This is a genomic window from bacterium (assembly GCA_041648665.1).
GTDB lineage: Bacteria > UBA10199 > UBA10199 > 2-02-FULL-44-16 > JAAZCA01 > JAFGMW01.
In genome coordinates, this window is record JBAZOP010000015.1 from 14,586 (window position 1) to 38,833 (window position 24,248).

A 24,248-nucleotide genomic window follows, 5' to 3' on the forward strand; every position below is an offset into this window, starting at 1 on the left:
GTATGGCGTTTCTGTTGGGTCTGGTGTTCACGACGGCAGCTGTGCTCGGGATCGGTCTGTCGTGGGCGCTGCAGCCAACGCCGGCAGACGGGCCGCAGCTCCAGTACATCTACCAGGTCACGCTCGAGCCGAGCAAGGGTGGGCCGACGCTGATCTGCGCCGAGCTGCCGATAGAGCTAGGCAGCAGCATCGTCCGCATTAAGGACATCCGTGGCATGGTGGTCTTCATCCGCGATATCCCGCTGTACATCCTCCGCTCCGAGGAGCCCATGGACGTCGAGGCCCTGCGGCGGAAGCTGAACGAGTCCGTGCTCAAGACGCAGGAGGCGCGCACGTAATGCCGACCGGAAAATACGGCCACTCGGACGCGGGGAAAGGGGACCAGCGTAGGCCCAGCGACGTCTCCGAGGCCGAGTGGTCCAAGCGCTGGGATGCGGCGTTCGGACGGGACAAACCTGAAGTGAAGCCCCCGGTGGACGAAGAGGAGTAAAACAAAACGGCCCCGGTCAGCAGCAGTTGCTGGCCGGGGCCGTCCTGGAGGCGGCATGAGAGAGTTTTTTGTGTTAGGAGAAATATGCCTATCCCATCTCGAGATCTTCATGCGGAAAAAGTTCGGCAATGCCGACTCGCTGAGAGTGTGTGTCTGTTCCCCGGGCGGGGACCTGGGAGTTGCGTCTGCCTTTATCGATCTCTGGGGCCCGCTACGGGAGACAGGGAAACTACAAACCGTAGGCTTCGGGGATCTGTACTCATGTGCCCCGATGTTGATTGCTGCCGGGTCCCCCGGATCGAGGATGTGCTACAAGAATACAACGATCGGTTTGCACGAGCCGTACATCGATGACGCCGAGGTCATCACGGCCGAGAGCACGCGGGCGTTCCAGTCCATGGCGGACAAGTTCTATGTCCTGCTCGCAGACCTGACCGGGCGGCGCGTGTCGTTCTGGCGCCGGCGGCTGGTCGGTGGGCACATGCACTATCTCAGCCCCAAGGAGGCCGTGCGCCTGGGGCTGGTCGACCTGGTGTTGTAACCGAAAGGAGAACACGTGTACTCAGAACGGATACCCCTGTACGCGCCGACGACCGTACCGTGGCTGCCCTCGCACCTGCAGGACATCCACTGGAAAGACGCGGCCAAGGAGGCCGAAGACGCTCTGCACGATTGGCTGCGTCTGCCCAGCCACATCGGCGTGCTGCTCGTCGACCGGGCGACCCACGCCCTGGAGCTGGCGTTCGACCAGCTGTGCACCTGCGACCGGCACACCATCGTCCTGCCCGAGCGCACGTTCCGGGCGGTGCACGATGCGGCCTCTAGCAGTGACGCCGTGCAGGCCATCGAGTTCAACCCGATCTGCGACTGCAGCTGGTTGTCCGAGGGCTGGGCAATGCGAGAGGATTGCGTGTACGTGCCCTCGACGTTGGGGGGCACGGCGATCGACCTGCGCTGGTGCCGGTACAACATGGCGATCGTCTATGACTGCGCCCACACGGCGTACCCGGACATGTTCAAGGACTTCCCCTGGGCGCCCTACCGGCTGGCCGTCATGTCGTTCTTCCCGACCAAGCCCCTCGGTGCGTTCGGCGGCGGGGCGCTGATCGGGCCCAAGGACAACATCGAACGCCTACGCCCGCTCGCCTGGCCAATCACCTGGAGCCGTCCCTGCCGCTTCTATTATCCGCAGACCGTTCAATCCGCGGGGCTCATTGCGCGCATCGACTCATGGCTGGAGCAGCGGCGTGCGTACCAGGGGGGGATGTGGGCCAAGACGGCGACCGCAGTTGAGACGCTGTTCGGCGTGCAGCCCTGTTGGTGCCAGGGCGAGGGGTGGAGCCGCTGGATCTCCAGGGTGCCCGCCAGCCCCCACCTACTGACATACGCGCACACGCCTGCGCTGTTCAAGGCCTGTGTGCGGGCGAACCTCCAGACCGGATCGCACTACCCCGATCTGCGGGGCGACGGCACGGACACAGCGCGCATCTCGATCCCGTGGCATACGCCGGAGGTGGCGAAGCGCTTGCGTGAAGTTGCCCAGCAGGCCTGCGTCGACGCCTGTGTGTCAAAGTGCAGCGCACGGGTAGGGTTCTTTAGCCCTCCGGCGCCGAAACGGCAACCGTCCTGCCCCCGTTAGAGTCCCAGGTGCTGCATCATGAGCCGCTGCATCGCGGCGGGCATCGCCCCGATCTTGCCCTTCAGCGCGCCGAGCTGGTTGGCCGAGTACATGGTCTGGATGCGGCGCTGGATCTGCTGCAAGCAGGTCACAGCACCGACCATGTACTTGGCGCGCACCTCGGGCCGGAGCGCGGTGTCCGCGTACTGGAAGCACTGCTGGGCCGTCGTCGCGAGCTCGGCCAGATCACCGCGGCCGGCCATGTAGTTCGCGTCCGTCAGCTGGCGCCACATGTGCTCGACCTCGCTGCGGTTTGAGTGCGCCAGCGTGCTCGTCTCAATGTCGAAGAGGGCCATCGGCAGCTTGTCGAGCGGGATGTGCTCGATTTCGGAGTAGAGGTTGGCACTGGCCTGCTCGATGGCCAAGCGCAGCGCCCGCTCGTCCGACACCCCCACGTCCACCCACGTCTCGCCAATCAACACCTTCCCCGACTTCATCTCCTTGATCACACGGGCCGCCTCCCGGATCAGCACAGCGCGCTTCTCCGGGTCCGGCTCCTGTCCCGCCTTCAGGATTAGCGACCGCCGCTCCATCTCGTCGTCCGTCTGGGCATCACGCATGAGCGAGCCTAGGCGCTCGACGTTGGCGTACTTCAAGATCATGCGCGCGAACATCTCCCGGCGCGGAGTAGCCGAGACGGGCTGTCCGGTGAGTGTCCGCAGGCCGGCCATCAGGGCGCTCTTGTTGTGCTTCGTCAGGAGCGAGGACATCCCGACTGTTCCGGCCTCCTCGCCGGCCCGGAGCAGCACCCGAGGCACGACGGTGCTGAGCAGTTCCGACCCCAGCCCCTTCAACGGGGAGATGTCCGCAAAGCGCCCGTAGCTGACGGTGCGCTCGCGCACGTTCAGGCCCAGGCCGTGCGTCGTGACCATCTCGGCCAGCGGGTTGTTGGCCACGAAGTTACTGGCGTAGTTGCCCAGCGCGGCCATCGGAATCGAGGCAGCGTAGGGCAGGTTCTGCTCCTGCCACTCACCCATGCGATCGGCCAGCAGCTTGAATGCGCCGCTTGAGGACAGGAAGGGCGCCAGGTACGAGGCCTGGGACACGTTCCAGCGCAGCATGGTGTCGCCTACGTCCACGCGCAGCGTCGTGCACATCTCCTTCAGCTGGTCGGTCCAGGTGCGGGCCGACGTCGTGGCGAAGTACTCAGATGGCATGATGCCGTTCGCTGACATGTTGGCCATGTTCCAGACGAACGGGACGGAGCTCAGGGCCAGGAACTTGCCCGGGTCGTGGTACAGGGCGTTGGCCACAAGCCGGCCGGCCTCGTACGCGAAGCTGGGCACGAACGCGCCGAAGACCGGCACCGACTGCAGCGTGCGCACCCAGGGCGGGACGGCGCTGTAGTTCTGGAACAGCTCCTGGAGCGTGTCCAGGGCCCGCTCCTTGCTGTAGCCGCGGGCCGTGCGCAGGTAGTGGTACGTGGCGTAGCGGTAGCTCGGGTCGACCAGGCCGTACCGGTTGGCCAGCCACTGCGACAGCTGGGACTTCTCCGGGTTGGCCAGGGTGCGCCACGCCTCCTTGCCCAGGCTGGCCATGTCCACCTCGGGCGAGCGCATGTCCTGGAGCCGGAGCTCGCGCTGGAGCTCGCGGCGCTTGGTGTCCAGGGCCTCGAGCATGTCGCTGGCCCGGCGCGCCTCGGCGTCCTTGAGCTTGCCCTTGCTCATGACCAGCTCGAGCCGGGTGATGGCCGAGTCGGTGTTGAAGAGGTCGTTGACCAGCCGGTTCTGCTCAGCGCGGATGCCGTCCTTGACGCGCTTGCCCAAGGCCCCCCACGTAGTGGCCTCCTCCAGGTGGAGCTTCCCCGTCAGGCCGCCGGACGGCGTCAGGCCGCCGACCATGGCCACGTCGTTGAAGAGGGTGTGCTCGTCCAGGGCCCGGGCCGTCTCGGGCTCGCCCCTGTTCTTGCCGGCACCTTTGGCCATCTCGTCCAACAGGTCGTAGAAGCGGTGCCTGGCCTGATGAAACCGGGGGTCCCAGGGAGCGGCGCCGGACATTATCGAGCTGACGAGGCCGCCCAGGTGGTTGTTGACCCAGCTGCCCGGATTGCGGATGATGAAGTTGTGCCGCCACTGCTTGTCAACGCGGCGGGCGATGCGCGCGACCAGCCCCTCGGACTGCTCGCCGTACATGATCCTCTCCAGGTAACCCGTGGGCGTCCAGACCTCACCGATCTGCTGCTTGACGGACTCGGCGGCGGCGTCCATGACCTCGTGCCACTGGTCCCAGGTGTTCATCATGCGCAGCACGGACTTGTGGACGTAGAAGCCCTCGAGCGCGCCCCAGTCCTTGCCCACGAGCGCCTTATTGGTCCACTCCCGGCGCCGCTTCAGCGGCAGGTCCTGGACGTTGGTCCGCTTCAGGCCGGGCATCATGGCGACGTGGGCGAAGAAGTCGTCGCGCATGGCATCGGCGAACAGCCGGCGGATGCGGTCGACGCGCAGGGTGCCGTCCGTGCCCACGAACCCGAGGATGGCCGCTTCCTTCTCGCCCATGGCCTCATCGATGCCGAGGACGTCCTCCTTGCGGAGCTCATGGCTGTCGAGCTGCTCCTTGACCCAGCCGCGGGCCGCCTCGTTGGCCTTGGTCGCCTTGCCGCCGTTCTCCTCGAGGGTGAAGTACTTGACCTCACCCCCGCGCAGGCGTACCCGGGCGTGCCGGAAGGAGCGCTGGGCCTGGATGGCCTCGTGCTCCGGCAGCCGCGCCGGGCCGGTGTTGGCCTGCATCTCCGTCTCCCGGTTCAGGGGCGTCCCCTGGGCCCGAAACTTGGCCGCTTCGGTGTGCGCCAGGTAGTAGTGGTCCTCGTAGGGCGTGATCTTGAAGATGTCGGCCTGCTTCTTGGTCAGCTTGCCGCGCTGGACCATGAGGTCCAGGACCATGTTGCGCAGGTGGGCGTCGTCGAAGGCAATCTTGGCCAGCTCGCCCCCTACCGCGGAGGCCTCAAGCTCGCCGGACAGGATCTGGTTCAGGGTCCGCTGATCGCCCAGGGGCAGCCGGTTGATGTTGCGCTGCAGCCGGTTCAGCATCAGGGTGTTGATGTTGTTCTGCGCCGTGGTGTAGACGTCGACCAGCCCCATGGCCCGGTTGTAGTAGTGCGGGTTCTTCTTGAGGTTGATCAGCTCCAGGTACGTCGCCGCCGGCCCCGACTCCATCTGGGCCAGGTCGTTCATGGCCTCGGCGTGGCGCCGGGTCACCTGCAGCACCTGCTGGTGTGCCTCTGCCAGGGTCGGCACCTGGAACAGGGACTTGGGCATCTTCTGCCGGGCGAGCTCGCGGGCGCTGTCCCGCAGGCCGGCGCGCTGGGCAGCCGCCTGCTCATGCAGCTCGCCGGTCTTCGCCAGGATGTCCTGGGCCGTGGCGCCCTCGGGCAGTCCCGCGATCTTGGCCGCCCGCACGACGTCGCCCTTCTCCAGAGCCCGGGCCGTGCGGTTGATCCGGCGCTCGATCTTGTGCAGGGGCTTGGCCGCGGCCTCTTGGATGGCCGTGTAGTGCCGGGCCCAGACGGCGGGCAGTCCCAGGTCGTGGAGGATGCCCTCGCCGTGCGTCTCGACCAGGTCGAACATGCCGTCCACGAGGAAGCGCTGCACCTCGGGCGTGAGGTTGTGCCGGGTGCCGGCCTCGAGCCCCACCGTGCCATGCTGCCCGGAGATGTCGACCTTGCTGAGCTCCGTGATGTTGCGGATCTCGCTCTCGAGCTGGAGCCGGTGGTTGTCCATGGACGCCAGCTTGCGCTCGGCGCCGGCCTTGCGCTGGGCCATGGCCTGCTCTGCCTGGGCCCAGTAGTCCTTGGGCGCACCCTGGAAGCCGTTGCGCTCGGCGATCAGGTAGGCCTCCTTCTGGAGCGTCTCCTGGTGCCCGATCACGCGTAGGTCCGACTCCAGGCCCGCCTTCCGGATCTGGATGTACTCCTTGCCCCACTCGAACAGGGTGGCGACCTCGGCCACCGTCTCGCTGTGCGCGGCCAGGGCGGTCATGGCATCGCGCGCGCCCTTCGTGACGTGGGGGGCGACGTCGGCCAGCTTGACCGACCGGTCGAAGTACTCGAGCCAGCGCTGCCGCGACTCCGGCGCCATCAGCTTCTGGGCCATGTGGGAGTCCAGGGCCTTACGCCAGACGGGGAACATGCCCTTGGCGACGGCGTTGTGGGCATCGACGTAGAGCTCGGTCAGGGACCGGCCCATCTTCGTGGCCGCGGTCTTGTCCATCCGCAGGGCCGTCTCCAGCTGGGCCAGGCTGCCCACGTCCGACGCAAACTGCGCAGCCGCCTCGGCGCCGCCCGACCCGATGCTGAGCTTGGCGCGCGCGAAGGGCAGGAAGATCTGGCGGGCCTCGACGTCGGAGAGCATGGAGAGGTCCATGTTCCACAGGTCGTTGGCCCGCACCTCGCCCTTGCGCCCCTTGACGAGCAGCGCGGCCAGGGTGGATTCGCCCTTCGAGATCAGCTCCTCGGGGCGGGAGGCCCGGGCGCCGGTCTCGAGCTCGGACATGTACTTGTTCCAGTACGCCGAGACCTTGGCGGCCAGCGCGGGGTCCTTGTGCAGCTGGTTCAGCATCTTGACGACACGGCCCGGCCAGGCGCCCAGCAGGCGCACGAGCTTCGGGCTCATGTTCAGGACCTTGCCCATGCCCTGCCCGGCGACCGGGTTCAGGGCCATTTCAGCCAGGCCGGCCACGCGCACGGGCACGCCCGCGGCGACCATGGTATCGCCCACCTTGCCGGCGACCTTGCCCCACTTGCCGGCGACGGCGCCGAACGCGGCGAAGGTCATGGGATCCTCGAGGCCCAGCTGCGGGAGCCGTGCCAGGCCATCACCCACCGTCGAGGTCAGAAGCCAGAGGTCGTCCAGCCAGGTCGTCTCGCCGGCCAGGGTCCGCTCGGCGTAGCGCTGCTGCGTCGTCGCCGGGTCGTGCTTGTAGCCGATGACGTCCCGGGTGAAGCGCTCGAACACGGACGGCTCGGGCAGGACGAGGTTCAGGCCCTCGGGCTGCGGCGTGTTGAGGGCGGCCTCTGCGATCTCGGCCATGGCCGGCTGCAGGAGCGCCCGGTTCAGGCTGGCAACCCCGGTCTTCTTGACCAGGTAGTCCATGGCCTTGAGCGGCCACAGGATGGTGTTCGTGATCGGGGCGTTGGCCAGACCTTGGGCCAGCTTCTTGCTGTACTCCTGCTCGGCAAGCCCCCGCTGCCGGCTCCAGTCGGCCATGACGATGCTGGCCTCGGGGTCCCAGCCGCTGGGCCGGAGCTGGTCCAGCTTCTGCTGTCGCTCCAGGTCCTTGCCGGAGAGGTAGGTCTCGTAGGAGTCCAGGCGCGTGGACATAGCGCTCAGGGCAGCCCACTCCTCCTGGGTCCAGCCGCTGTTCGGCTCGTAGCCGCGGGGGCTGGCCAGCTCCCAGACCTTCCGCTCGGCCGCGGAGGGGCTGTTGATCGCCTTCCGGAATGCCCGGTGCCGCTCCGTGGGGTCCTCGATGTTGGCCAGCTCCCCGGTCAGCTTGGACACGTAGTCGCGCAGCTTGGGGTTCTGCTCGGCCTCGGGCAGGAGCTTGGTCAGGACGGTGCCCGGCCGCTCGGTGAGCAGCTCCTGCACCCGCTGCCGGGCGTTGAACTGGGTCAGCCTGGCCAGATCGCCCTGGCCGGCGTTGTTCTCGCGGTTCCACTGGAAGTCCAGGACCGTCTTGCGGTAGAAGGGCATGGTGCCGGGCAGGATGGTGCCGTCCTCGAGCATGTCCTGCTCGCCCACGGTCGCGCCCACGGCCTGCCACTTAAGGGCGTTGACGGCCTTCTGCCGCAGGCCATCGTAGCCGTACGCCAGGGCCTTGGCGAAGCTGTGCATGTCGGCCCTGGGCACGTCCTTGGCCTCGACGCCGTGCTGGTAGTAGTACCAGCGCGCGAGCCGTTCGTTGGCCCGCTGCGCCAGCTGGTGGCCGCCCCACGTCTGGTTGAGCAGGGCCGGGTTGTCGTAGGTCTTGCCCCACAGGTCGAAGAGGCGCATGTCCTCCTCAAACTGGCCGGTGCCCATGTTCGCCGGCGCGATCTTGAGCTGGGACAGCATCTTGTCCCGGACGCGGATGGAGACCGCGGCCTGATCCGGCTCCTTGAGCACCCCCTTGGTCACGGCCTCGTTCAGCCGCCCCATGGCCCGGAACTGCCTGGCCTGCTCGGGGGTCGCGCGCAGCTCCCATTCCGGCCCGAGCCAGCGCGTCAGGTACGCCTCGCCGCCCTCGATCAGGTCCTTGCGCCCGCCCTCGTACTTGACGCCGCGGCCGTCCAGGTGCTGCGTGAACTCCTGGAAGCGCTGGCGGTCCGCGTCCTCGGCGGCGACGAACTTCGCCCAGCCCTGCTCACCCTCCTGCCGCCGCACGCCCTGGCCGGCGCCCTGCAGCTCCTGGTCCTGATCGCCCGTGAACAGGGCCGTGAGCCGGGAGCCCATCATCTCGAGGGGGTACATCGCGCGCTCGGCGTCCTGGTAGACCTGCGCCTGCTGGATGGGCAGGGTCTGTTCCAGGACCTGGGGCGGGCCGACGTTGGGCACCAGGTCGTAGTCCGGGTTCTTGGACTCGTCCCCATCGGGCAGAGGCGTGGGCCCGGTCTGAAGCGGGGGTAGGGAATCCAACTGACGGGCGTAGGGGTTGGGCATTACTCAGCTCCGAGTTTGCTGTCGGTGTTACCCGTGGGGGCGGGCGCGGGGACGTACTGCTTGGTGTTCGCGTCGATGGACGCGAGGATGTTCTCGATCAGGCTCTCATGCAGGCCGGGCTTGTCAGTCTGGTTCTTGACAGCGCTGGCGATGTCCTGCCGCAGGGTCGCAATCAGGGCCGCGCGCTTGGCCGTGTCCGTCGTGCGCGAAAGGGCGGCATACGTCTGGCCGCGGCTGATCTGCTGGATCACCTTGCCGTAGGGCTCCAGGAGCGCGCGTGCCTTCTTGCCCTTGTCGACCGCGGCGGCCTCATCGCCCCGGACCGCGGCATCAGCGAGGTCGTTGGTGCTGAAGTCCAGGAACGTGTCCACCAGCTGCTTCTGGGACAGGACGGCGCTGCGCTCGACGTTGATGTCGGTGAGCTCCTGCCGCCAGCCCTCGAAGGACGAGAGCAGCTCCTCGAGCCGCTTCTGCGTCGTGCCCGAGGACTTGCCGATGGCGTCCTTGATGACGCTCATGGCGTTCGCCGCGCCCCCGCCGGACGCGAGGTTGCCGGCCAGCGCGGCCGAGATGGCCTCGTTGGTCACGACCTGCGACGAGGACAGCGCGGAGTGGAAGGCGCCCCGGATCGGCTCCTGCTTCTCGGCCAGGTTCTTCTCCCGGGCGTCGAGGTCGGCCAGCGACTCCTTGGGATCCACGCCCATGGCCGTCGTGCGGAAGATCTCGCGGTTGGCGGTCAGGAACTTGGCCACCTCGTCCGGCTTGGCCTTGCCCGCGGTGCTCTGCCCGGCGCCGTAGTTGCGCGCGATCTCAGACATGACCTTGGGCTCGTACCACTTGGACTCGAGGGCCTGCTGCTGGACGCCGTAGAAGGTCTTCTGCCCGGCGGGCGACAGCGTGGCCAGGCGCCGGTCGAGGTTCTGCTTGGCCATCTGGACCGCAGCGGGGTCGTCGCTGCGCAGGGCCTCGAGGTACGGGACGTAGGCCTCGGTGTTGAAGGTCTGGAACTCCTTCTTGCCCTCCTCGGCCTCCTTCCGCTGCACCTTGAACGCGTTCAGTTCCTCGGTGGCCGCGTCCAGGCGCACCTTGTTGAGCGCGCCCTCGGCGGCCCACTTCTGGCGCTCAAAGTCGAAGGTCTCCTTCTGGAACTTCATGCGCTGATCGAACTCGGCCTTCGCCTGCTTCAGCTGTGCCAGGCCCAGGGCGAACTGCCGCGCCTGGCCCTGGTACGCGTTCAGGGTCTGGACGAACTGGGAATAACTGCCTTCGTCGATGACGGGCATGGGCGTCTCCTATGCAAACTTCTTCGTGAGGTAACTGTACAGTCCGCCGCTACCCTTGATCTTGGCGCCGCCGAACATCTGGTCGATGAGCATGGCCAGGTCGCCGCCCTGCCCCACGGTCTGCCCGCGGGACGTCAGGCCACCGGCGATGTCGGCCAGGGCGTTGCCGAGCCCCTTGCCCTTGTAGCCCAGGTCGGCCCCCGTCTCGCGCGCGCGACCGAACGCCCCGGCGAGCTGGCCGGTGATGTCGAGGTTCTGCGTCGAGAGCAGGCCGCCGGCGAGGCTGGCGAGCGCCTGTCCGGACAAGCCCTTGTTCCCGAGGTCGAGGCTGTACATGTCGGAAAGGATGTCGGAGCTGAACGGGTTGAACGTCTGGTCGCCCAGGTCAATGAGGTTGTTGCCCACCAGCTGGGCGAAGATCGCTTCCCGGGCCGCGTCCGTGGTCGCACCAGCCGCCTTGCCGATGGCCGACGTGCCGCCGGACAGGAGCGCCTCCAGGTCCGTGGTCGCGACGTCGGCGCCGACCCCGAGGCTGCCGTAGGCCTTGGCCATCGCACTGCCGCTCTCGCCCATGGCCTTGGCCACGAAGTCGGACAGGCTCAGCGCCCCCTCCTCGTCGCCCTCGAGGTACGTGCCGTAGCCGGAGAACTCCGAGCGCTTGCCCATGTCCTGGATCTCGGGGCTGGTCTGGAGCTGCTTCAGGTACGCCTGGATGCCCTCGGTTGTGCCCGCCGCATCCGAGCCGAGGAAATCGCTGTAGCCCTGGCGCATGGCCGAGCTGGGCCGGAAGCCCTGGCTGGCGACGTCCGGGAGGTACGCGCCGATGAAGCCCCCGAGGCTGGTCGGCAGCTGGAAGCCGAACGAGCTCAGGTAGTTCGAGCTGCCGCCGACGCTCAGGCCGTTGTACCCGCCCGCGCCGCCGCTGAACATCGACTGGTAGAAGCTGGAGTACGGGTTGCCGCCGTAGAAGGAATAGTCACTGTTCGCCATGTGTCCCCCTTAGCCCATCAAGCCCGAGAAGAAGCTGGTCGGCGTCTTTGCGATCTGCCCGCCCAGCCCCGCGGCAGCGCCGCCCGCGCCGCCGAACAGGCTCATGATCATCTCGCTGGCGCTGTCCATCGTCTGGCCAATCCCGGCCGACAGGTTCGCCCAGGGGTTCGCCGCGCTGTACGGCACCTGGCCGTAGAGGCTGGCGCCGAGCTGTGCCAGGGGCAGGACCTCCTGGTTGGCGTTGTTGATGGCCGCCGACTGCACGCCCATGAGCTGCTGCAGGTTTTGGAAGCCGATGCCCTGCGCGGCGCCGCGGTTCTGCAGGTCGCTGGTCACGGCCGCCTGCTTAATCTGGAACGGATCCATGGCCAACTGCCGGAGCTGGGGCAGAAGTTCCTGCCGGCGCTCGTCGGCCGCCTGCGTCAGGTACTTGGCCTCGTCGTACGCCGCGGCCCCACCCTCGATGCCCTGGGCCGCCTGGGCCGTGCGCAGCCGACTGGACATCGCGTTGGCCTGGCTCTCAGGAATGCCCTGATCGAAGGCCTCCATCAGGTACGCGGCCTGTGCCTTGTACGCGGGGTTGGCCAGGACGCTGAGCAGGCTCGCGTTGCCCGCATTCTGGGAGGCCGCGTACGTCTGATTGCCCGCCGTCGTCGCCTGCTGGAGCCCGCGCATGAGCGTCTCCATCTGATTGGTCTGGGCCGCGTCCATCTTCTTGGACGTGTCCTGGTACAGGCCGACCAGGAGCTTGCGCATCCGAGACGCCGCGCTCTTCTGGCTGTTGGCGCTCATGACGCCGCCGATCGTGTTGCCGATGCTGCCGAACAAGTCCATGGTGTTACTCCGTCCAGAGGTCGTTGAAGTAGCGGGCGGCTACCTTGGTGCCGTAGATGCTGATGCGCGCAGGGCCCTGTGCATTCAGGTACAACTGCAAGAACCGGCCATGGGGGACGTCCTGGAGAGGGACGCGGAAGGACCGGATGCCGTAGCGTGTTGCGGTCCAGGGCGCGTCCGCGGGATTCTTGGCGTACGTCGCGCTGGCCGACATGACGTAGTGGCCGATCAGACCGTAGCCGGTGTAGAGGTCTGTCGCGGCGTAGATGCTCACGGTCATGTCGGTGGCCGGCGGGTAGTAGTACCACTCGGCCCAGTCCCAGCGCTTGGTCCGGGTGGGGTCGTTGAAGTAGAGCGGCCGGCTGAACTCGGAATAGCGAATGTCCGTGTAGCCGACGTCCTGTACCGAGTCCGGCATGTAGGCCTGATAGGACAGGTAGCTGAACGTCGGGCTTGTGCCGTACGTCTGCGTCGTCAAGAAGTGCAGGTTGATACCGCCCCAGTAACCGGCCGCGGTTGCCGACCCGACGACCGTCCAGTCCAGGACGCTCCACAGGTACGTGCCGATCCACCGCTTCTGGATCAGATCGAAGACGAAGACGTAGTTGTTGGTCGTGGAGTCGTCCAGCGGCACGGCCAGGTGGTACTTGTTGTCGTAGACACATGCGGTGGCGACGTACACGTAGTCCCAGTTGATGCGCGCCATGACGTCCTGGATGGGCTTGCTCACGCAGTCACCCGCACCGCCAGCCACGTCCTGCTCAACGCGCCGCACAGACCGGACCCCGTCGCCGGACAAGAAGAAGACGTCCGCCTCGCGCCCCGAGCCGACATAGCACAGCGTCCGGGGAGCGATGCAGCCGACCTTCTCCGCGACCATGTTCAGCCGAGACGCCGTCGTGTCGATGTTGTCCTCCGTTACCGGGAGGTACACGCCCGTGCCCCAGGCCACGTCCAGGCGCCAGATGCTGCGCTTCTTGAAGATGTACAGGGAGTTGTCCGAGGACCGCGCGGGAAGAAGGCCTGTGATCTCGTCCCCATCACCGGGGGCGATTCGTATGCTCTGGTCGGTTGACAAAACGTCCCCATTTCCGATGTCCGACCAGCAGAGCGAATTGCGGTCCAGGCCCAGCGTCGTGGGGTAGCGGATGTTGCCGACCCACAGCCGGTTCTGCCACCAGCACGCGGCCTGCGGGCACAGGGTCAAGCCGGTAGACTGCCCTGCCGTCGAGCTCCAGTCGGTACGCGTCAGCGGCTGCTGATTGGTATAACTGGTGCCGTGGTAGGGGTAGATGTACAGGCAGGCCGTGGACGTGGTGCCGCCATCGAGAAAGTTCCCGCGAACGAAGCCATAGCTTTTGGTGACCGAGAACGAGATGGCCGTTGAGCCCCGGGTCCAGGTTCCGTCCAGCGCCGAGTAGTAGTACTTGTCGCCGAAGATCCCGACCAGCATGTACGTGTCGCTGTTGCTGACGTAGGCGCCGAAGCCGCGCGGGGTCTGACCGATCACACCGCCCAGGCACGTCACGCCCCAGCGGGTCTCGCGGCGGGCGACTCGGTCGATGTAGGCGTTGTAGTACTCGAAGGCCTGGTTGGGCTGTTGGAACGGGGTATCCCAGCGGTTCACCCCGCCCGCGTGGTCGAACCACATCTCATAGACGGGTTCATCAGGCAGCTGCTGTGCTTGAGCCATCGGCTACTCCTATGCGGGGGGCGTGTAGTTGGGGTCGTTGGGATCGCCAGCGGTGAGCGGCTGCTTGCGACGGGTGGCGGATGGGCGCGCGATCACCACGGGATCGGGGTCGTCCGCAACCACAGGTGCGTCGAGATCGACAATGACCGCCCGCAAGACGCGGCAGGGGCGGTGATAAACCTGCCCGTGCCAGAAGCCGCTGCTCTCGACGGCGTCGGCAGCCTTTGCGGCCTCGAGCTTGAGCTGATCGGCGGTCTGGGCCTGCGGCACGACGTCGTGCCAGCCGGTCTGGCCGTCGAAGAAGACGCGGATGATCATGTTCATTAGGTCAGGTCCTCCGGGACAGCGCGCCCGCTCCAGTCGCCGAACTGTTGGTCGTAGGACCGGCGATCCTGCGCGATCTTGTCGGCCATGCGCTTGGCCATGACGCCGCGGTCATCTTCCTTCAGCTGGAAGTAGATGTCGCTGGCCGCCTCCCAGATCAGATAGTCGCTGTCGATCCCAACCGGGGCCGCGGCGTAATCGTTCTTGAAGAGCGCAGGCCGCTGGACGGCACGGTACTTGAAGACGGTGCCGGCGGCCGGCTTGTCGACCAGGCGGATCTTGTAGTACCTGGACTCGTTCTCGAACGGATTGATGATGGCCACGATGTTGCCCTGGCACCGGATCTCGGAGGCAATCCCGAGCGGGGCGTCGATGTGAATGGAGTCGACCTCCAGGAACATGCCCGTCGTGGTGAGCCCGGTGGCGTTTGTGGGGCTGAAGCCGTCTATGACGGTCGACATGGACAGATCGCCCATGGTCGCGTCGTAGAGGCGCTTGCCCAGGATCTTGATCTGGGGCACGGTCGAGGAGTTGGATGCGAGCCGTCCCTCGAGGTAGCCGGTCACACCGGTCAGGGTCGCGACGTAGCCCACCGGCTCCCACTGGACGGCGTTGCCCGACGTCTCGTTCAGGTAGCTGTACGTGTGCGTCCGGTCCCACTGGCGATCGCCGACCGGGACCTCGGCCTTGTTGGTCACGTCCGCGAGCCAGACGACGCGATCGACAAACTCCGGGAAGACAAGCGTGTTGCCGCCCTGGTGCGTGACCGTGCCCTCGCACTCGCACGTCTCACAGGGAAACTCACGCGTCCACGACCGAACGGCGCGGTTCAACGCCTTGCCGACGCGGTCATCAAACTGCGCATCGTTCCGACCGGTGAGCCGCTTGACCTCGTTTCGGAGCTGCAAATAGTTCATGGATTCCATCCGGTAAGTGGGTACAGGGCGGCCGGTAACGGAATGACTTAACTGCCAAGAGCGAAAAGAGTTATGACATCAGCTTGCACAAGTACGCCTTGTGGCTCGGGCCCATAAAGTGTTGTTTTATGGGAACTTATGAAAGTTGCTTGCGCCCTTTCGCCGAAGAAGGTACAATGGGGGTCGAAAGGAGGTGCAAATGCCGCGCCCAACTGAAACCGAGTTCACGCACCAGATCGGCCGGTTCTTCCTCGCCCACAAGGACGTGTGGAGGCCGAAGACCTACGCCATCTACGGTCATGTGTATCGGTGCCACCTGGAGCCCCGCTTCAAGGGCCAGAGCATCAACACGATCACGCCCAACGATCTGCAGGTCGCCATCAACAACCGCGAGCACGCCGCGGCCACTCGCCGGCTGACGAAGTCGTTCTGCGTGCGCTTCTGGAACTGGCTCATCGAAAACGACTTAGCGTTCAAGAACCCGGCGAAGCACGTGCGCATCGCGCGGGTCGAGAGCCTGCCAAAGGAGGCGCTGACCATCGAGCAGGGGCGCGCCGTACTGGAGGCGGCCCGCGCGGACTGGTCGAAGTACCTGTACCCGTTCGTGGGCATCGGCCTGTACACGGGCCTGCGCCGGATGAACATCCTGCAGCTGGGCCCGGGCGTCATCTTCAACGACCGGCTGGTCTTCCAGGGGACGCTGATGAAGACCGGTAATCCTCTGCAGATCCCATATCGTCCCGAGCTTAAACCTTTGCTGGATCTCTGCCCCCTGAATGTCGACCGCAACGGCATCAGCCGCGGCTTCGATCGGATCCGCAAGGCCACCGGCCTGTCGTTCCTGACGCCGCACACTCTGCGCCGTACGTTCGCGACCTGGATGTTCAAGTTCGGCGCCCCGTTCCCGACCATCCGCAAGCTGATGGGCCACGCCCGGATCGACGCGAGCATGACGGCCATCTACACAACGGTCGACATGGACCAGATGCGGGAGGCGCTGAAGGTCTTGCCGCTGCTACTCTGACGGTTCAGGGCTGCGCGCGGACATCTCTTCCAGGTCCTCGGTGAACGCAACAATGACCTGTTCCAGGGCGCGCTGCCGGGCGATGCGACAGCCCCGGTGCCGGCACTCGTTGGCGCTGATGAGGTGCTCGAGCCGCTCGATGCGCTGCATCAGCTGAAGGACCTGTTCGGAGACAATTCGCAGCTGATCAAGGATCAGGTTGCGGCTACTTTTTGATGGGGCCATGTGGGTTACCTCGGCCCAAAGCGTACCCTATAGAAACAGGTCTCGCACCCACTGCTCGACCAGGGGGTCAAAATCGAACTTCTGGGCGAACTCGGCACAGGCGGCCGGGTCGTGCTTTAGCTCCAGGGCCTCGGCCAACGCAATGCCCCACTCGGCCCGGGGGATTTTGGCCAGGTTCGTCCAGGACGGGTAGCCGGCCAGCGTCTCGGCCAGGGCGGCGTGGTCCGTCGCGACCAGCCTACAGCCCGCGGCCATGGCCTCCATCGCGGCCACGCAGCTGATCTCGTCGAAGCGCGTGGGGTAGAGCCAGGCCTCGGCCTCCTTCAGCTCCTGAGCCATCTGCTGCCAGGTGACGCGGCCGTGGTCCACGATGCCGGGCGTGGTCGCCATGAGGATCTTGCACTCGTCCTCGTACTCAAACAGGCGCCGCTCGGCGTTGACGTCCGGGACGAAGCCGTACTCACCCTCGACGGCAATCCGGTTCCAGGTGCGGCCAAAGCCGTAGTAGGTGTGCAGCTCGTAGCCCTTCTCGGCCAGCCCCGAGGCCTGAAAGACCTTGATGGCCGTCTGCAGGCCACGGTCGGGGGAGCTGCAGAAGACGATCTTCTTCTTCTTGACCTCGCCGGCGTAGATGTGTCGGGCGATGTCGATGCCGTTGCGTGTGTAGTAGATGCGCTCCTCGGGCAGGGCCGGATGGATGCCGCGCTGGAACTTCGACAGGAACAGGACCTTGTCCGTCCGGGCCTGCACGACCGGGGTCCAGACACCGTTGGTGCCCACGTCGTGCATCCAGACGAAGATCTTGCCGGCGCGCAGGTTGTACTTCTCGACGACGTCCGGCCGGCGCCAGATGATCAGAAAATCACGGTAGACGCTGGGGTTGTAGGCCGCAGCCCAGGCCCAGTTCACGCCGTCGTAGATGCCCGGCTCACAGTTCAGCGTGCAGTAAACGGTCACGTCCATGTGCTTGGCCAGGCGCTTGGCCAGCTCCACGACCATCTTCTCGCTGGCGCCGATGGCCGTCTTGGCCGGATCCGGACCCCAGTGCTCGGCCGTCGAGCCGCACCAGATGGCCAGGGTCTTCCGACCCGTGGTCCAGGCCTCGCTCTCAGGCGTGCCCATACCGAAGCGCAGGCAGTGCGGCGGCATCATGACGTGCTTGGCGGCCTCGACCTTGTCCGGGGCCACGGACAGGATCTGCTGCAGCTTCTGGGCGTAGTCCTCGGCGCTGGCCCAGTGCACGAAGTCCTCGTACGCCGCCCGGGCGTTGGGGAGGTTCGGCCGCTCGCGGTAGGCCATCTCCGCGTACTTCACGGCCAGCTCGGGCATGTGCAGCTCACGGGCCGCGATCGAGCCCAGGACGCCAGGCTGAAAGCCGCTGTCACAGGAGGGGTTCACGGCGTGGAGCGTGTCGTGGGGCGGGCAGGCCTCGGCGAGCTGGAGCTCGGTCAGGACGTTCTTCCAGTGGCACAACTTGTTCCACAGGAACGCCAGCTGGTAGTGCAGCCGGGGGTCCTGGGGGTTGACGCGGACGCCCTCGAGGAGCGGGTCCATGGCCGTCCAGTAGAGGCCGCGCTGCTCGAAGATGTAGGACATGTTGAGGATGGCGTGGATGATGTCCTCGCGGCTGCCGCTGTGCTTGAGGAACCAGCGGTAGTTGTGCAGGGCCTCGTCGTCCTCGTGGATGCCCCGGCAGGCGTTGGCGTAGTACATGACCGTCCGGGGGTCCGGCGGTTCCCTCTTGGCCGCGGCTTCCTCGAGCTCCCCACGCATCATGATGTAGTTGCGCAGGTCGCTGAAGCCGCTCTCGCGGGCGTGCTCGTGCTTGACGAACGTCGGGAAGTTGGGGTCCCGGGCGACGGTTAGCTCAGGCCGCTGGGCGATGAGCGTCTCGTGGCAGCGGCCCACCCACTTCCAGTCAACCTTGCTGATGACGCGCTCGCGCCAGTGGCTGACCGTGCAGGCGCCATCGGCTTTGTCGTGCGCATAGTCGTAGCGGAGGAAGATGGCGCCCGAGTGCTTGCCGAACAGGTCGTCGACGAGCTGGCGCAGCGGGGCCGGGTTGATGACGATGTCGTCCAGGTCCAACCACATGCAGATGGGGTTCTTGGCGAGCTCGAACGACAGGTTGCGGGCGCCGGCGAAGTCCCGCATGACCCCGCCCTTGAAGTGCGGCTGGTCGCTGTACTTGGCGAACTTCTCGGCCGACAGCCACTTGCGCCCCTTCTCGAGGAGCTCGTGGTCCGTGAACTCGGGATGGTAGTGGACGACCCAGCCCAGCTCGCGGGCGCGCTTCTCGGTCCCGTCCACGCTCCCGGTGTCGACCAGGACGATCTCGTCGTCCTTGTGCACCAGGAATGAGCGCACGTTCCGGTTGAACGCGTCGATATGAGCGCGCTCATTTTTGGCGATGAGTGCAAGAGAGATCGGGATCTTGGGGGTATACGGCTGCGGGGCGGCAGTCATCGGTTACTCCTTGCGGCTGATGATGTGGAACTTCTTGTCGGGCTTGGGGAGGAACTCCTCCATGAGGATGTTGTGGACCTTGATCAGGCCACGCGGTGTCTTCAGGAAGCCCGGGAACATGCGCTCGAGGATGATGAAAACGTCCGTTGGGATCTGGCCGCGGTATGCGAACTGGCCGTCCTTGGACATGCCGTTCGAGCGGAACAACGTCTCGTACTCGCGCTTGACCATCTCGTAGAACGCGGCGGCGTGCTGCGGCCGGTCGCGGATCCAGATCTTGATGATCCGCTCTACTTCGCGGTCGGTTGCTTGGTCTTTGATCCAGATGTTACCGGCGTGGGCGTTGTCCGGCATCGGGCGGCCTCCAGTTCATGGGTGAGACGGATGAGCTCTTCCTTGACACGCTGCAGCCCCTGCATGAAGTACGCGCGCTTCCCGAAAAGGGGGATGCACTGCACAACCTGCTCGAGGCGTTGTAGACCTTCGTGAAGCTCCATGGGCGGTTCTCCAGGCGGCGGAAGAAAAGCCCCAGACCGTGGCCCGGGGCAGCGACAGGGATCAACAGGCCAGGCCCTACTCCTGCCGGATGACAAAATGTGGGGTGGGGGGTTTATACAGCTGATCCCCACCCAATAGCTGTTTGTTGTCAATGTGGGCCCCAGGCACCTTTCGGTGCGTTCACGCCGCTGAGGCCGCCGGCGAGTTTGACGCAGGGGCGACTAACCCCCCACGGTCATGACCTACGCAATGTAGGGCGAGTACGCGCGACCGCACAGGGCCGCCTTCTCGTTCCTGAAGAGGACCGTGCAGGCAGCCGACATCTGGTAGCGGTCACGGAGGCCGTCGCGAGCCAGGACTTCCCGGCGCAGCGGCGTGAGCCAGCCCGTCGCGAACCAGTTCGGATCGATGACGAGGATGTCCGACATCGACATGTTGCTGCGGATGTCGCGGTGGAGGAACACCGTCAGAACGCCGAACTCCGAATCGTACTGATTCGTCGTCAGGATCTGCTTCTTCTCGTCAGCCGAGAGGAAGGGGGTGTTCTTCGTGGCGTACAGGGAGATGGTCCGCTTCAACTTCGCGCCGACGTACACCTCGCTCGGGAACTGGGCCGTGTTGCCCCACGTGAGCTCGAGCAGGTCGTTGAACACCGACTCCGTGAGCGTGATGCTCGTCGTGGTCGTCTTGTTCGTGCTGATGAAGTTGATGAAGCCGGCCATCTGGCTGGCCGTGTCCGTGTCACCCGAGACGGCCGAACCGGCGACGATCGCGAGCTCCATGTCCCGCTTGATCTCGACGATGTTCTTGCCCTCGTAGTACACGAACGGGTCAGCGTAACCGACGTGCGCGGCATCGCGCTCCTGATCGGAGATCGCGGCGCCCTTGTAGAAGAGCTGGACGTGGTTGACCGCCCGAGTCGGGACCGTCTGGTCCTGCGCCGTGTGCGCGATGCCTTCCGCGTGGGCATTCGTCGCGGCGGACGCGTAGCTGTCGACCAGCCACTGGGGGTAACGGTTGTCGACACCGACTTGCTGAAGCCGGGAGAGAAGAGGCGTCTCGAAGGGCGACACGTTGTAGATGGCGTCCTGGAGGTCCTCAACGATGGTGGACTTGCCGGTGTTGAGCGTGCCGGCGGTGATTTCGTCTAACTGCCCTATGCAGCGTGGACTGTTTCTTCCTCTTGATGAGCGCTGGGTTCAGTCTCTCGACGTTCCCCTGTTGGGGCTTCGTTCGCGATTCCACGATGGTTCAAAGTACGAATCTGGGCTACGACGTCTGCTACCCACGGTTCATATTGTTTGGCTGGTCCGCGCCCGTGATACATGTGCGGCGCGCTGGCCAAGCGCAGAAGCAGTTCCGCCTGTCGTCGCTTGGTGACCAGAATGGGGAGCATTGCTTCCAGCAGTTTGACCACAGCGGCCTTGCGCCCGACCATAATCTTGTAGCAGGTCTTGTGATGTTGTTTGTCCTGCCACTGATAGAGTCGGTACTTGCGCCCGGTCAGATCGTGGACAATCCGCTGGACCTCGTGCATAGTCTCCAGATGCGTCATTCCGACCGCGACTGTTGGGATAAAACGGAATCCCGCGGGACTAACACGAGCGGTTATACACCCCTCGCCATCAACGATTCCCGCCAGCCAGGCCACTTTGAAGATGTTCATCTGGTTCCTCGAGTTTCCAGCTAGTAGTGGGACGAAAGCCCCCTTAGGCCTCCCACGTTTGAAGAACGGACATGTTTCTTTCCTATTACGTGCGGCGCTTGGCGAGCACTCCAAGATTCGGGTCGTTCTTAAGTTGCGCCAGCTTGAGGATGGCGTCTCGTTTTTCCGCCCAGTTCTTGGCAGCATCGCCGCGGCCAAACTTGAGATCGTCCCCGAGATCCGCGATCTTCTTCTCGAACGCCGCGATCTCGAGGGCATGAGGGTTTCCGACACCAGGCAGCCCGGAGCCGGCCGGGATCTGGGCCGCGCCCACCTTCAGCTGCTCCTGCTGGGTCGCGCTCATCACCGGCCCCATAGCCCCACGGGCTGCGAGAACGGCGAAGTACGGCCCCTGCGGATGCTGCTGCAAGTGCGGGTCGCTCTTCCAGATCTGGTCGGCAAGGCGGGCGAGCTCGGAGGTCGCGTCTTTGATCTCCGGAAACTCGTTGGCCGCCCGAAGAAGGGATGCCTGCTGTCCCTGTTGCAGCGCGGACCTCTGCTCCTTCTGCCGAAACTCCTGAACGATCGGACCTACCACTCGCTCGACCGTCGCCTGGATGACCTTCTCGACGTCCTGCCCGGAAGAAGCCGGGACCACGGGCTTGGGCGCGAAGGGGTCGGACGAAGGGGTCGCGGCCTGGAGGCGCTGGGCCTTCAGGAGCGACACCTCCTGCGACAGCTGAGAGAGCTGTGACTGGAGCTCGGCGTTCGCAGCTTCGGTCTGCGCACGCGCTTCCTGTTCCTGCTTGTACTGGCCGTACAGCGCGGCGATGCGCTTCTCCGCGGGCGAGGGCCCACGTTCCTGCGGCGCCTGCTGCTGGTCGGCCGGGGGATTCGGAGGGGTCGGGGGGGTCTGGGGCGTTGGTTCCATCTAGTTGGTCTCCTGCTGAGGTTGTTCCGTTTCGTCGGCTACGAACTTCTGGAGCAGCACGGTGCGGATCTCCTCGAGACCCTGCAGCCGGCCGATCAGATTCCACGCGGCCTCGTTGCTGTTGGTCAGGCGCTTGAGGACGGCGATGAACTGGTCTTCACGATCCTTCAGCATCATCTCCACGTAGGCGCCGTAGTCGGATGCGTGACCGGCGTCGGTGATCGCGCGGATCACGTCGAACCGGTCCTGGTCGGTCGGGAGAGCGTCGAGCTTTTGCCTCAGTTCTTGGGCGGTCATCGGAACTCCTTGAAAAAAGGGCAGACCAGTGCCACCGGCTTACGCCGGGCCGCCCCCGGCACTGGCCATGCCCAAAATGTCGTCGTAATTGCCCTGGGTCAACTGGGCGGCGGCTTGCTGCAGTAGACCTTGGGCCTGTTGCTGCGGAGGAGGAAGGATAATCTGCTTGGCGAGGCGCTGATCGAGCAGGCCGGCGATGCGCTCGGCGATGAACTGCCAGTTGAGCATCTGCCCGGCCGGTGTCGGCGCCAGGATCTGGACGATGTTGAGCGTGCGCCCGAGCTCGGCCTGCCGGTTCGTGTTGCCGGGCGTGCCCGCGGGCGTCAGCTGGAACTTGTAGTTGTGCTCGGACTTCCGGAAGAGCTGCGGGAAGGGCTCCTTGACGACGTTGTAGTAGACGACGTCCGGCCCGAGGTCCATCCAGAGCTGCCAGACGCACTGGAAGACCTTGGCCATGGTCTGCTGGAAGATCGCGCTGTCCATCCCCTGGACGGCCTCGATCTGCCCGGAGACGGCCTGGACCTCGAATGCGGTGCGGCGCTCGAGAGACTTACCAGTACTGGCCAGGGCGGCGTCGATGCTGCCGACCATCTCCTCGGCGAAGGACTTGGTCTCGCCGCGGTTCTGGACGTACTGGTACAGATTGAACGGGCTCTTCTCGACGGGCGCGACGTCACCGATCTCGGTCACGGGGATGAACTTGCCCGGGCCCCACTTGATCGTCCGGGGCTGGAACTTGCTCGAGCTCCGGAGCTGGAAGACGGGCGCGAGCTGGATGTCGATGGCGTCGTCCGTCGCGCGGAACTGCTTGGTGTAGTGGGACTGGAGCGCCTGCAGCTGCTCGCCCATGCCCTGCGAGAGGTACGGCCGGCGGTCGACCTTCTCGTAGTCGAACCGGAAGACCGGCCAGTAGGGGAAGCTGAAGACGAACGGGCTCAGGGCCAGGCGGATGGCGCCCAACGGCGAGTACCAGAGGACGCAGCGCTCGTCGATGCCGTCCCCGTTGTAGTCCAGCTTGCAGTAAACCTGGTAGACCTTGAAGGGCTTGCCGTCCCGATCAGTCGAGACGCCCGCCATGTTCTGCTTGTCGCGCTGGGCGTTGGAGCCGGCCACCTGGTCGAACCGGCGCTTCTCGTTGCCCTCAGCAGTCTTGCCCGCGGCCTCGATCAGCTTCTCGACGGCGGTCTTGTCGAAGAACCCGTCCAAGGCCCGCTGCCGGAGCTCACTGGCCGTAAACTCGTGGGCCAGGCAGACGTACTCGGCCTCGTGCGCGGCGCCGCTTTCGGGCGGGACGATGACGTAGAGGGGGTCGTGCCGGACGATCTGCGGCTTGTCGGTGATGACTTTGCGGTAGCTGATGCGGACGAACTTGGCGCCCTGGGCGATCTTCTGCGCGACGGCCAGGAGCTCCTTCGTCGGCTGCTCGATCTCATACTGCTGCTGAAGAGCTTGCACGATCTGCCCCAGGTCCTGCGGGAGGCCCTGCGGGAAGATGTTGTCCACGGGCACGACGCGGGACTCGAGCTCGGTGCGGTAGTCCCAGCCAACGCCCAGGTAGCCCATGCCCTTGGCGCCGATGTCGTAGCACAGGAACTGGACCTCGGTCAGCGTCTCGTCCATGTAGTCGCGGACGAGCCAGGTGAAGAAGTCCTCGACCTTGGCGTTGAAGGACGCGGCCTGGGCGTCGTTAGCCTTGAAGTGGCAGACCGGGTCGGCGTACGCGACGAGGTTGTAGATGACCGGCAGCCAGCGCCGAAGGAGCTTCTTCGTCAGCGGGATGCTGATCTCAGTCGCGTGCGGCCAGGGCTTGTTGTTGCGCGGCTCCTTCCCGCGGAGCTGGCGCTCGATGTCCTGGATCTTGCCCGCCCACTCCTGCCGGGCGCTGTCATCCTTGTCGATCCGCTTGGTGAGCTGGGAGAAGGTCTTCTCGAAACCGTCCCAGTTGAGTTCGCCCAGGACGTCAATGGACAACGGATTACTACGCTGCGGCATGTTTGCGCTCCCTCGCGTGTAGCTCACGATGGCAGTTAGCACACAGACACACGCACTTGTCTAACTCGTCGAGCACACGCGCCCATGTTCGTTGCAGAATCTGCCCGGGCTCAAAATCCTTGAGCTCGGGGTCTCGATGGTGCCACTCCAGGGCGGCTGCTGACTTTCGATACCCGCAAACAGCACACCCCTCAATTACTTTCAGGTGATCAAACAGCCTCCGCCTCCGCTCATACTTGTCCCGGCTCCGTGCCTGGCGAACCTCGCATGACATGTGGGCATACGCACTGCGGTTATATTCCGCCACTTTCTCCTTGGACCGCGGATGG

The 24,248-nt window shown here is 65.5% G+C and carries 20 protein-coding genes; 5 read left to right on the forward strand and 15 right to left on the reverse strand.

Going from position 1 to position 24,248, the window contains the following annotated elements:
* Window positions 1–2: 2 nt before the first annotated feature.
* From WC683_07130 to WC683_07145, 4 genes are all read left to right on the forward strand, one after another.
* Window positions 3–338, forward strand: a complete 336-nt coding sequence (locus WC683_07130; GenBank protein MFA4972369.1) for a hypothetical protein — start codon at window positions 3–5, stop codon at window positions 336–338.
* Entirely contained in the window at window positions 338–490 is a 153-nt protein-coding gene (locus WC683_07135) for a hypothetical protein (GenBank protein MFA4972370.1), read from the forward strand. Before WC683_07130 ends, WC683_07135 begins: the two co-directional genes overlap by 1 nt.
* A gap of 109 nt (window positions 491–599) precedes the next feature.
* The gene (locus tag WC683_07140) at window positions 600–1,031 is read left to right on the forward strand and encodes an ATP-dependent Clp protease proteolytic subunit (GenBank protein MFA4972371.1); all 432 of its coding nucleotides are present in this window, start codon (window positions 600–602) and stop codon (window positions 1,029–1,031) included.
* Window positions 1,032–1,046: 15 nt separating this feature from the next.
* The gene (locus tag WC683_07145; protein MFA4972372.1) at window positions 1,047–2,129 is read left to right on the forward strand and encodes a hypothetical protein; all 1,083 of its coding nucleotides are present in this window, start codon (window positions 1,047–1,049) and stop codon (window positions 2,127–2,129) included.
* On the opposite strand, the gene WC683_07150 is transcribed toward WC683_07145, so the two are convergent.
* The 7 genes from WC683_07150 to WC683_07180 are packed head-to-tail and all read right to left on the reverse strand — an operon-like array spanning window position 2,126 to window position 14,841.
* On the reverse strand, window positions 2,126–8,800 hold the full coding sequence (locus tag WC683_07150; GenBank protein ID MFA4972373.1) for a DUF2934 domain-containing protein: 6,675 nt from the start codon (window positions 8,798–8,800) through the stop codon (window positions 2,126–2,128). The genes WC683_07145 and WC683_07150 overlap by 4 nt on opposite strands.
* On the reverse strand, window positions 8,800–10,083 hold the full coding sequence (locus WC683_07155) for a hypothetical protein (GenBank protein MFA4972374.1): 1,284 nt from the start codon (window positions 10,081–10,083) through the stop codon (window positions 8,800–8,802). Before WC683_07155 ends, WC683_07150 begins: the two co-directional genes overlap by 1 nt.
* 9 nt (window positions 10,084–10,092) lie before the next feature.
* Complete coding sequence (locus tag WC683_07160) at window positions 10,093–11,073, reverse strand: hypothetical protein (GenBank protein MFA4972375.1); 981 nt, start codon at window positions 11,071–11,073, stop codon at window positions 10,093–10,095.
* 9 nt (window positions 11,074–11,082) lie between these two features.
* Window positions 11,083–11,907, reverse strand: coding sequence for a hypothetical protein (locus WC683_07165; protein ID MFA4972376.1), 825 nt, complete (start codon window positions 11,905–11,907; stop codon window positions 11,083–11,085).
* 4 nt (window positions 11,908–11,911) lie between these two features.
* Entirely contained in the window at window positions 11,912–13,600 is a 1,689-nt protein-coding gene (locus WC683_07170) for a hypothetical protein (protein ID MFA4972377.1), read from the reverse strand.
* A 9-nt stretch (window positions 13,601–13,609) separates the two neighbouring features.
* A complete protein-coding gene (locus WC683_07175) occupies window positions 13,610–13,924 on the reverse strand; it encodes a hypothetical protein (GenBank protein MFA4972378.1) in 315 nt (104 codons plus the stop codon).
* Window positions 13,924–14,841: a hypothetical protein gene (locus WC683_07180; protein ID MFA4972379.1), complete on the reverse strand. Its 918-nt coding sequence runs from the start codon at window positions 14,839–14,841 to the stop codon at window positions 13,924–13,926. Before WC683_07180 ends, WC683_07175 begins: the two co-directional genes overlap by 1 nt.
* Before the next feature lie 199 nt (window positions 14,842–15,040).
* Here WC683_07180 and WC683_07185 point away from each other — a divergent pair, with 199 nt between their 5' ends.
* A complete protein-coding gene (locus WC683_07185; GenBank protein MFA4972380.1) occupies window positions 15,041–15,865 on the forward strand; it encodes a tyrosine-type recombinase/integrase in 825 nt (274 codons plus the stop codon).
* Here the strand turns inward: WC683_07185 and WC683_07190 are convergent.
* The 8 genes from WC683_07190 to WC683_07225 all read right to left on the reverse strand — a co-directional run bounded on the left by WC683_07190 (window position 15,857) and on the right by WC683_07225 (window position 23,946).
* Window positions 15,857–16,090, reverse strand: a complete 234-nt coding sequence (locus tag WC683_07190) for a hypothetical protein (GenBank protein ID MFA4972381.1) — start codon at window positions 16,088–16,090, stop codon at window positions 15,857–15,859. The two genes, WC683_07185 and WC683_07190, sit on opposite strands and share 9 nt — an antisense overlap.
* Before the next feature lie 27 nt (window positions 16,091–16,117).
* Window positions 16,118–18,556 carry a hypothetical protein gene (locus WC683_07195; protein MFA4972382.1) on the reverse strand — a complete coding sequence of 813 codons (2,439 nt, stop codon included), beginning with the start codon at window positions 18,554–18,556 and terminating at the stop codon, window positions 16,118–16,120.
* Window positions 18,557–18,559: 3 nt separating this feature from the next.
* Window positions 18,560–18,910: a hypothetical protein gene (locus WC683_07200; protein MFA4972383.1), complete on the reverse strand. Its 351-nt coding sequence runs from the start codon at window positions 18,908–18,910 to the stop codon at window positions 18,560–18,562.
* Between the two features lie 386 nt (window positions 18,911–19,296).
* On the reverse strand, window positions 19,297–20,214 hold the full coding sequence (locus WC683_07205) for a DUF5309 family protein (GenBank protein ID MFA4972384.1): 918 nt from the start codon (window positions 20,212–20,214) through the stop codon (window positions 19,297–19,299).
* Window positions 20,211–20,720 (reverse strand): hypothetical protein, encoded by a 510-nt coding sequence (locus tag WC683_07210; GenBank protein MFA4972385.1) that lies wholly within the window; start codon window positions 20,718–20,720, stop codon window positions 20,211–20,213. Before WC683_07210 ends, WC683_07205 begins: the two co-directional genes overlap by 4 nt.
* Window positions 20,721–20,805: 85 nt before the next feature.
* On the reverse strand, window positions 20,806–21,630 hold the full coding sequence (locus WC683_07215; protein ID MFA4972386.1) for a hypothetical protein: 825 nt from the start codon (window positions 21,628–21,630) through the stop codon (window positions 20,806–20,808).
* The gene (locus WC683_07220; protein MFA4972387.1) at window positions 21,631–21,927 is read right to left on the reverse strand and encodes a hypothetical protein; all 297 of its coding nucleotides are present in this window, start codon (window positions 21,925–21,927) and stop codon (window positions 21,631–21,633) included.
* A gap of 39 nt (window positions 21,928–21,966) precedes the next feature.
* Window positions 21,967–23,946 carry a hypothetical protein gene (locus WC683_07225; GenBank protein ID MFA4972388.1) on the reverse strand — a complete coding sequence of 660 codons (1,980 nt, stop codon included), beginning with the start codon at window positions 23,944–23,946 and terminating at the stop codon, window positions 21,967–21,969.
* Window positions 23,947–24,248 lie beyond the last annotated feature (302 nt).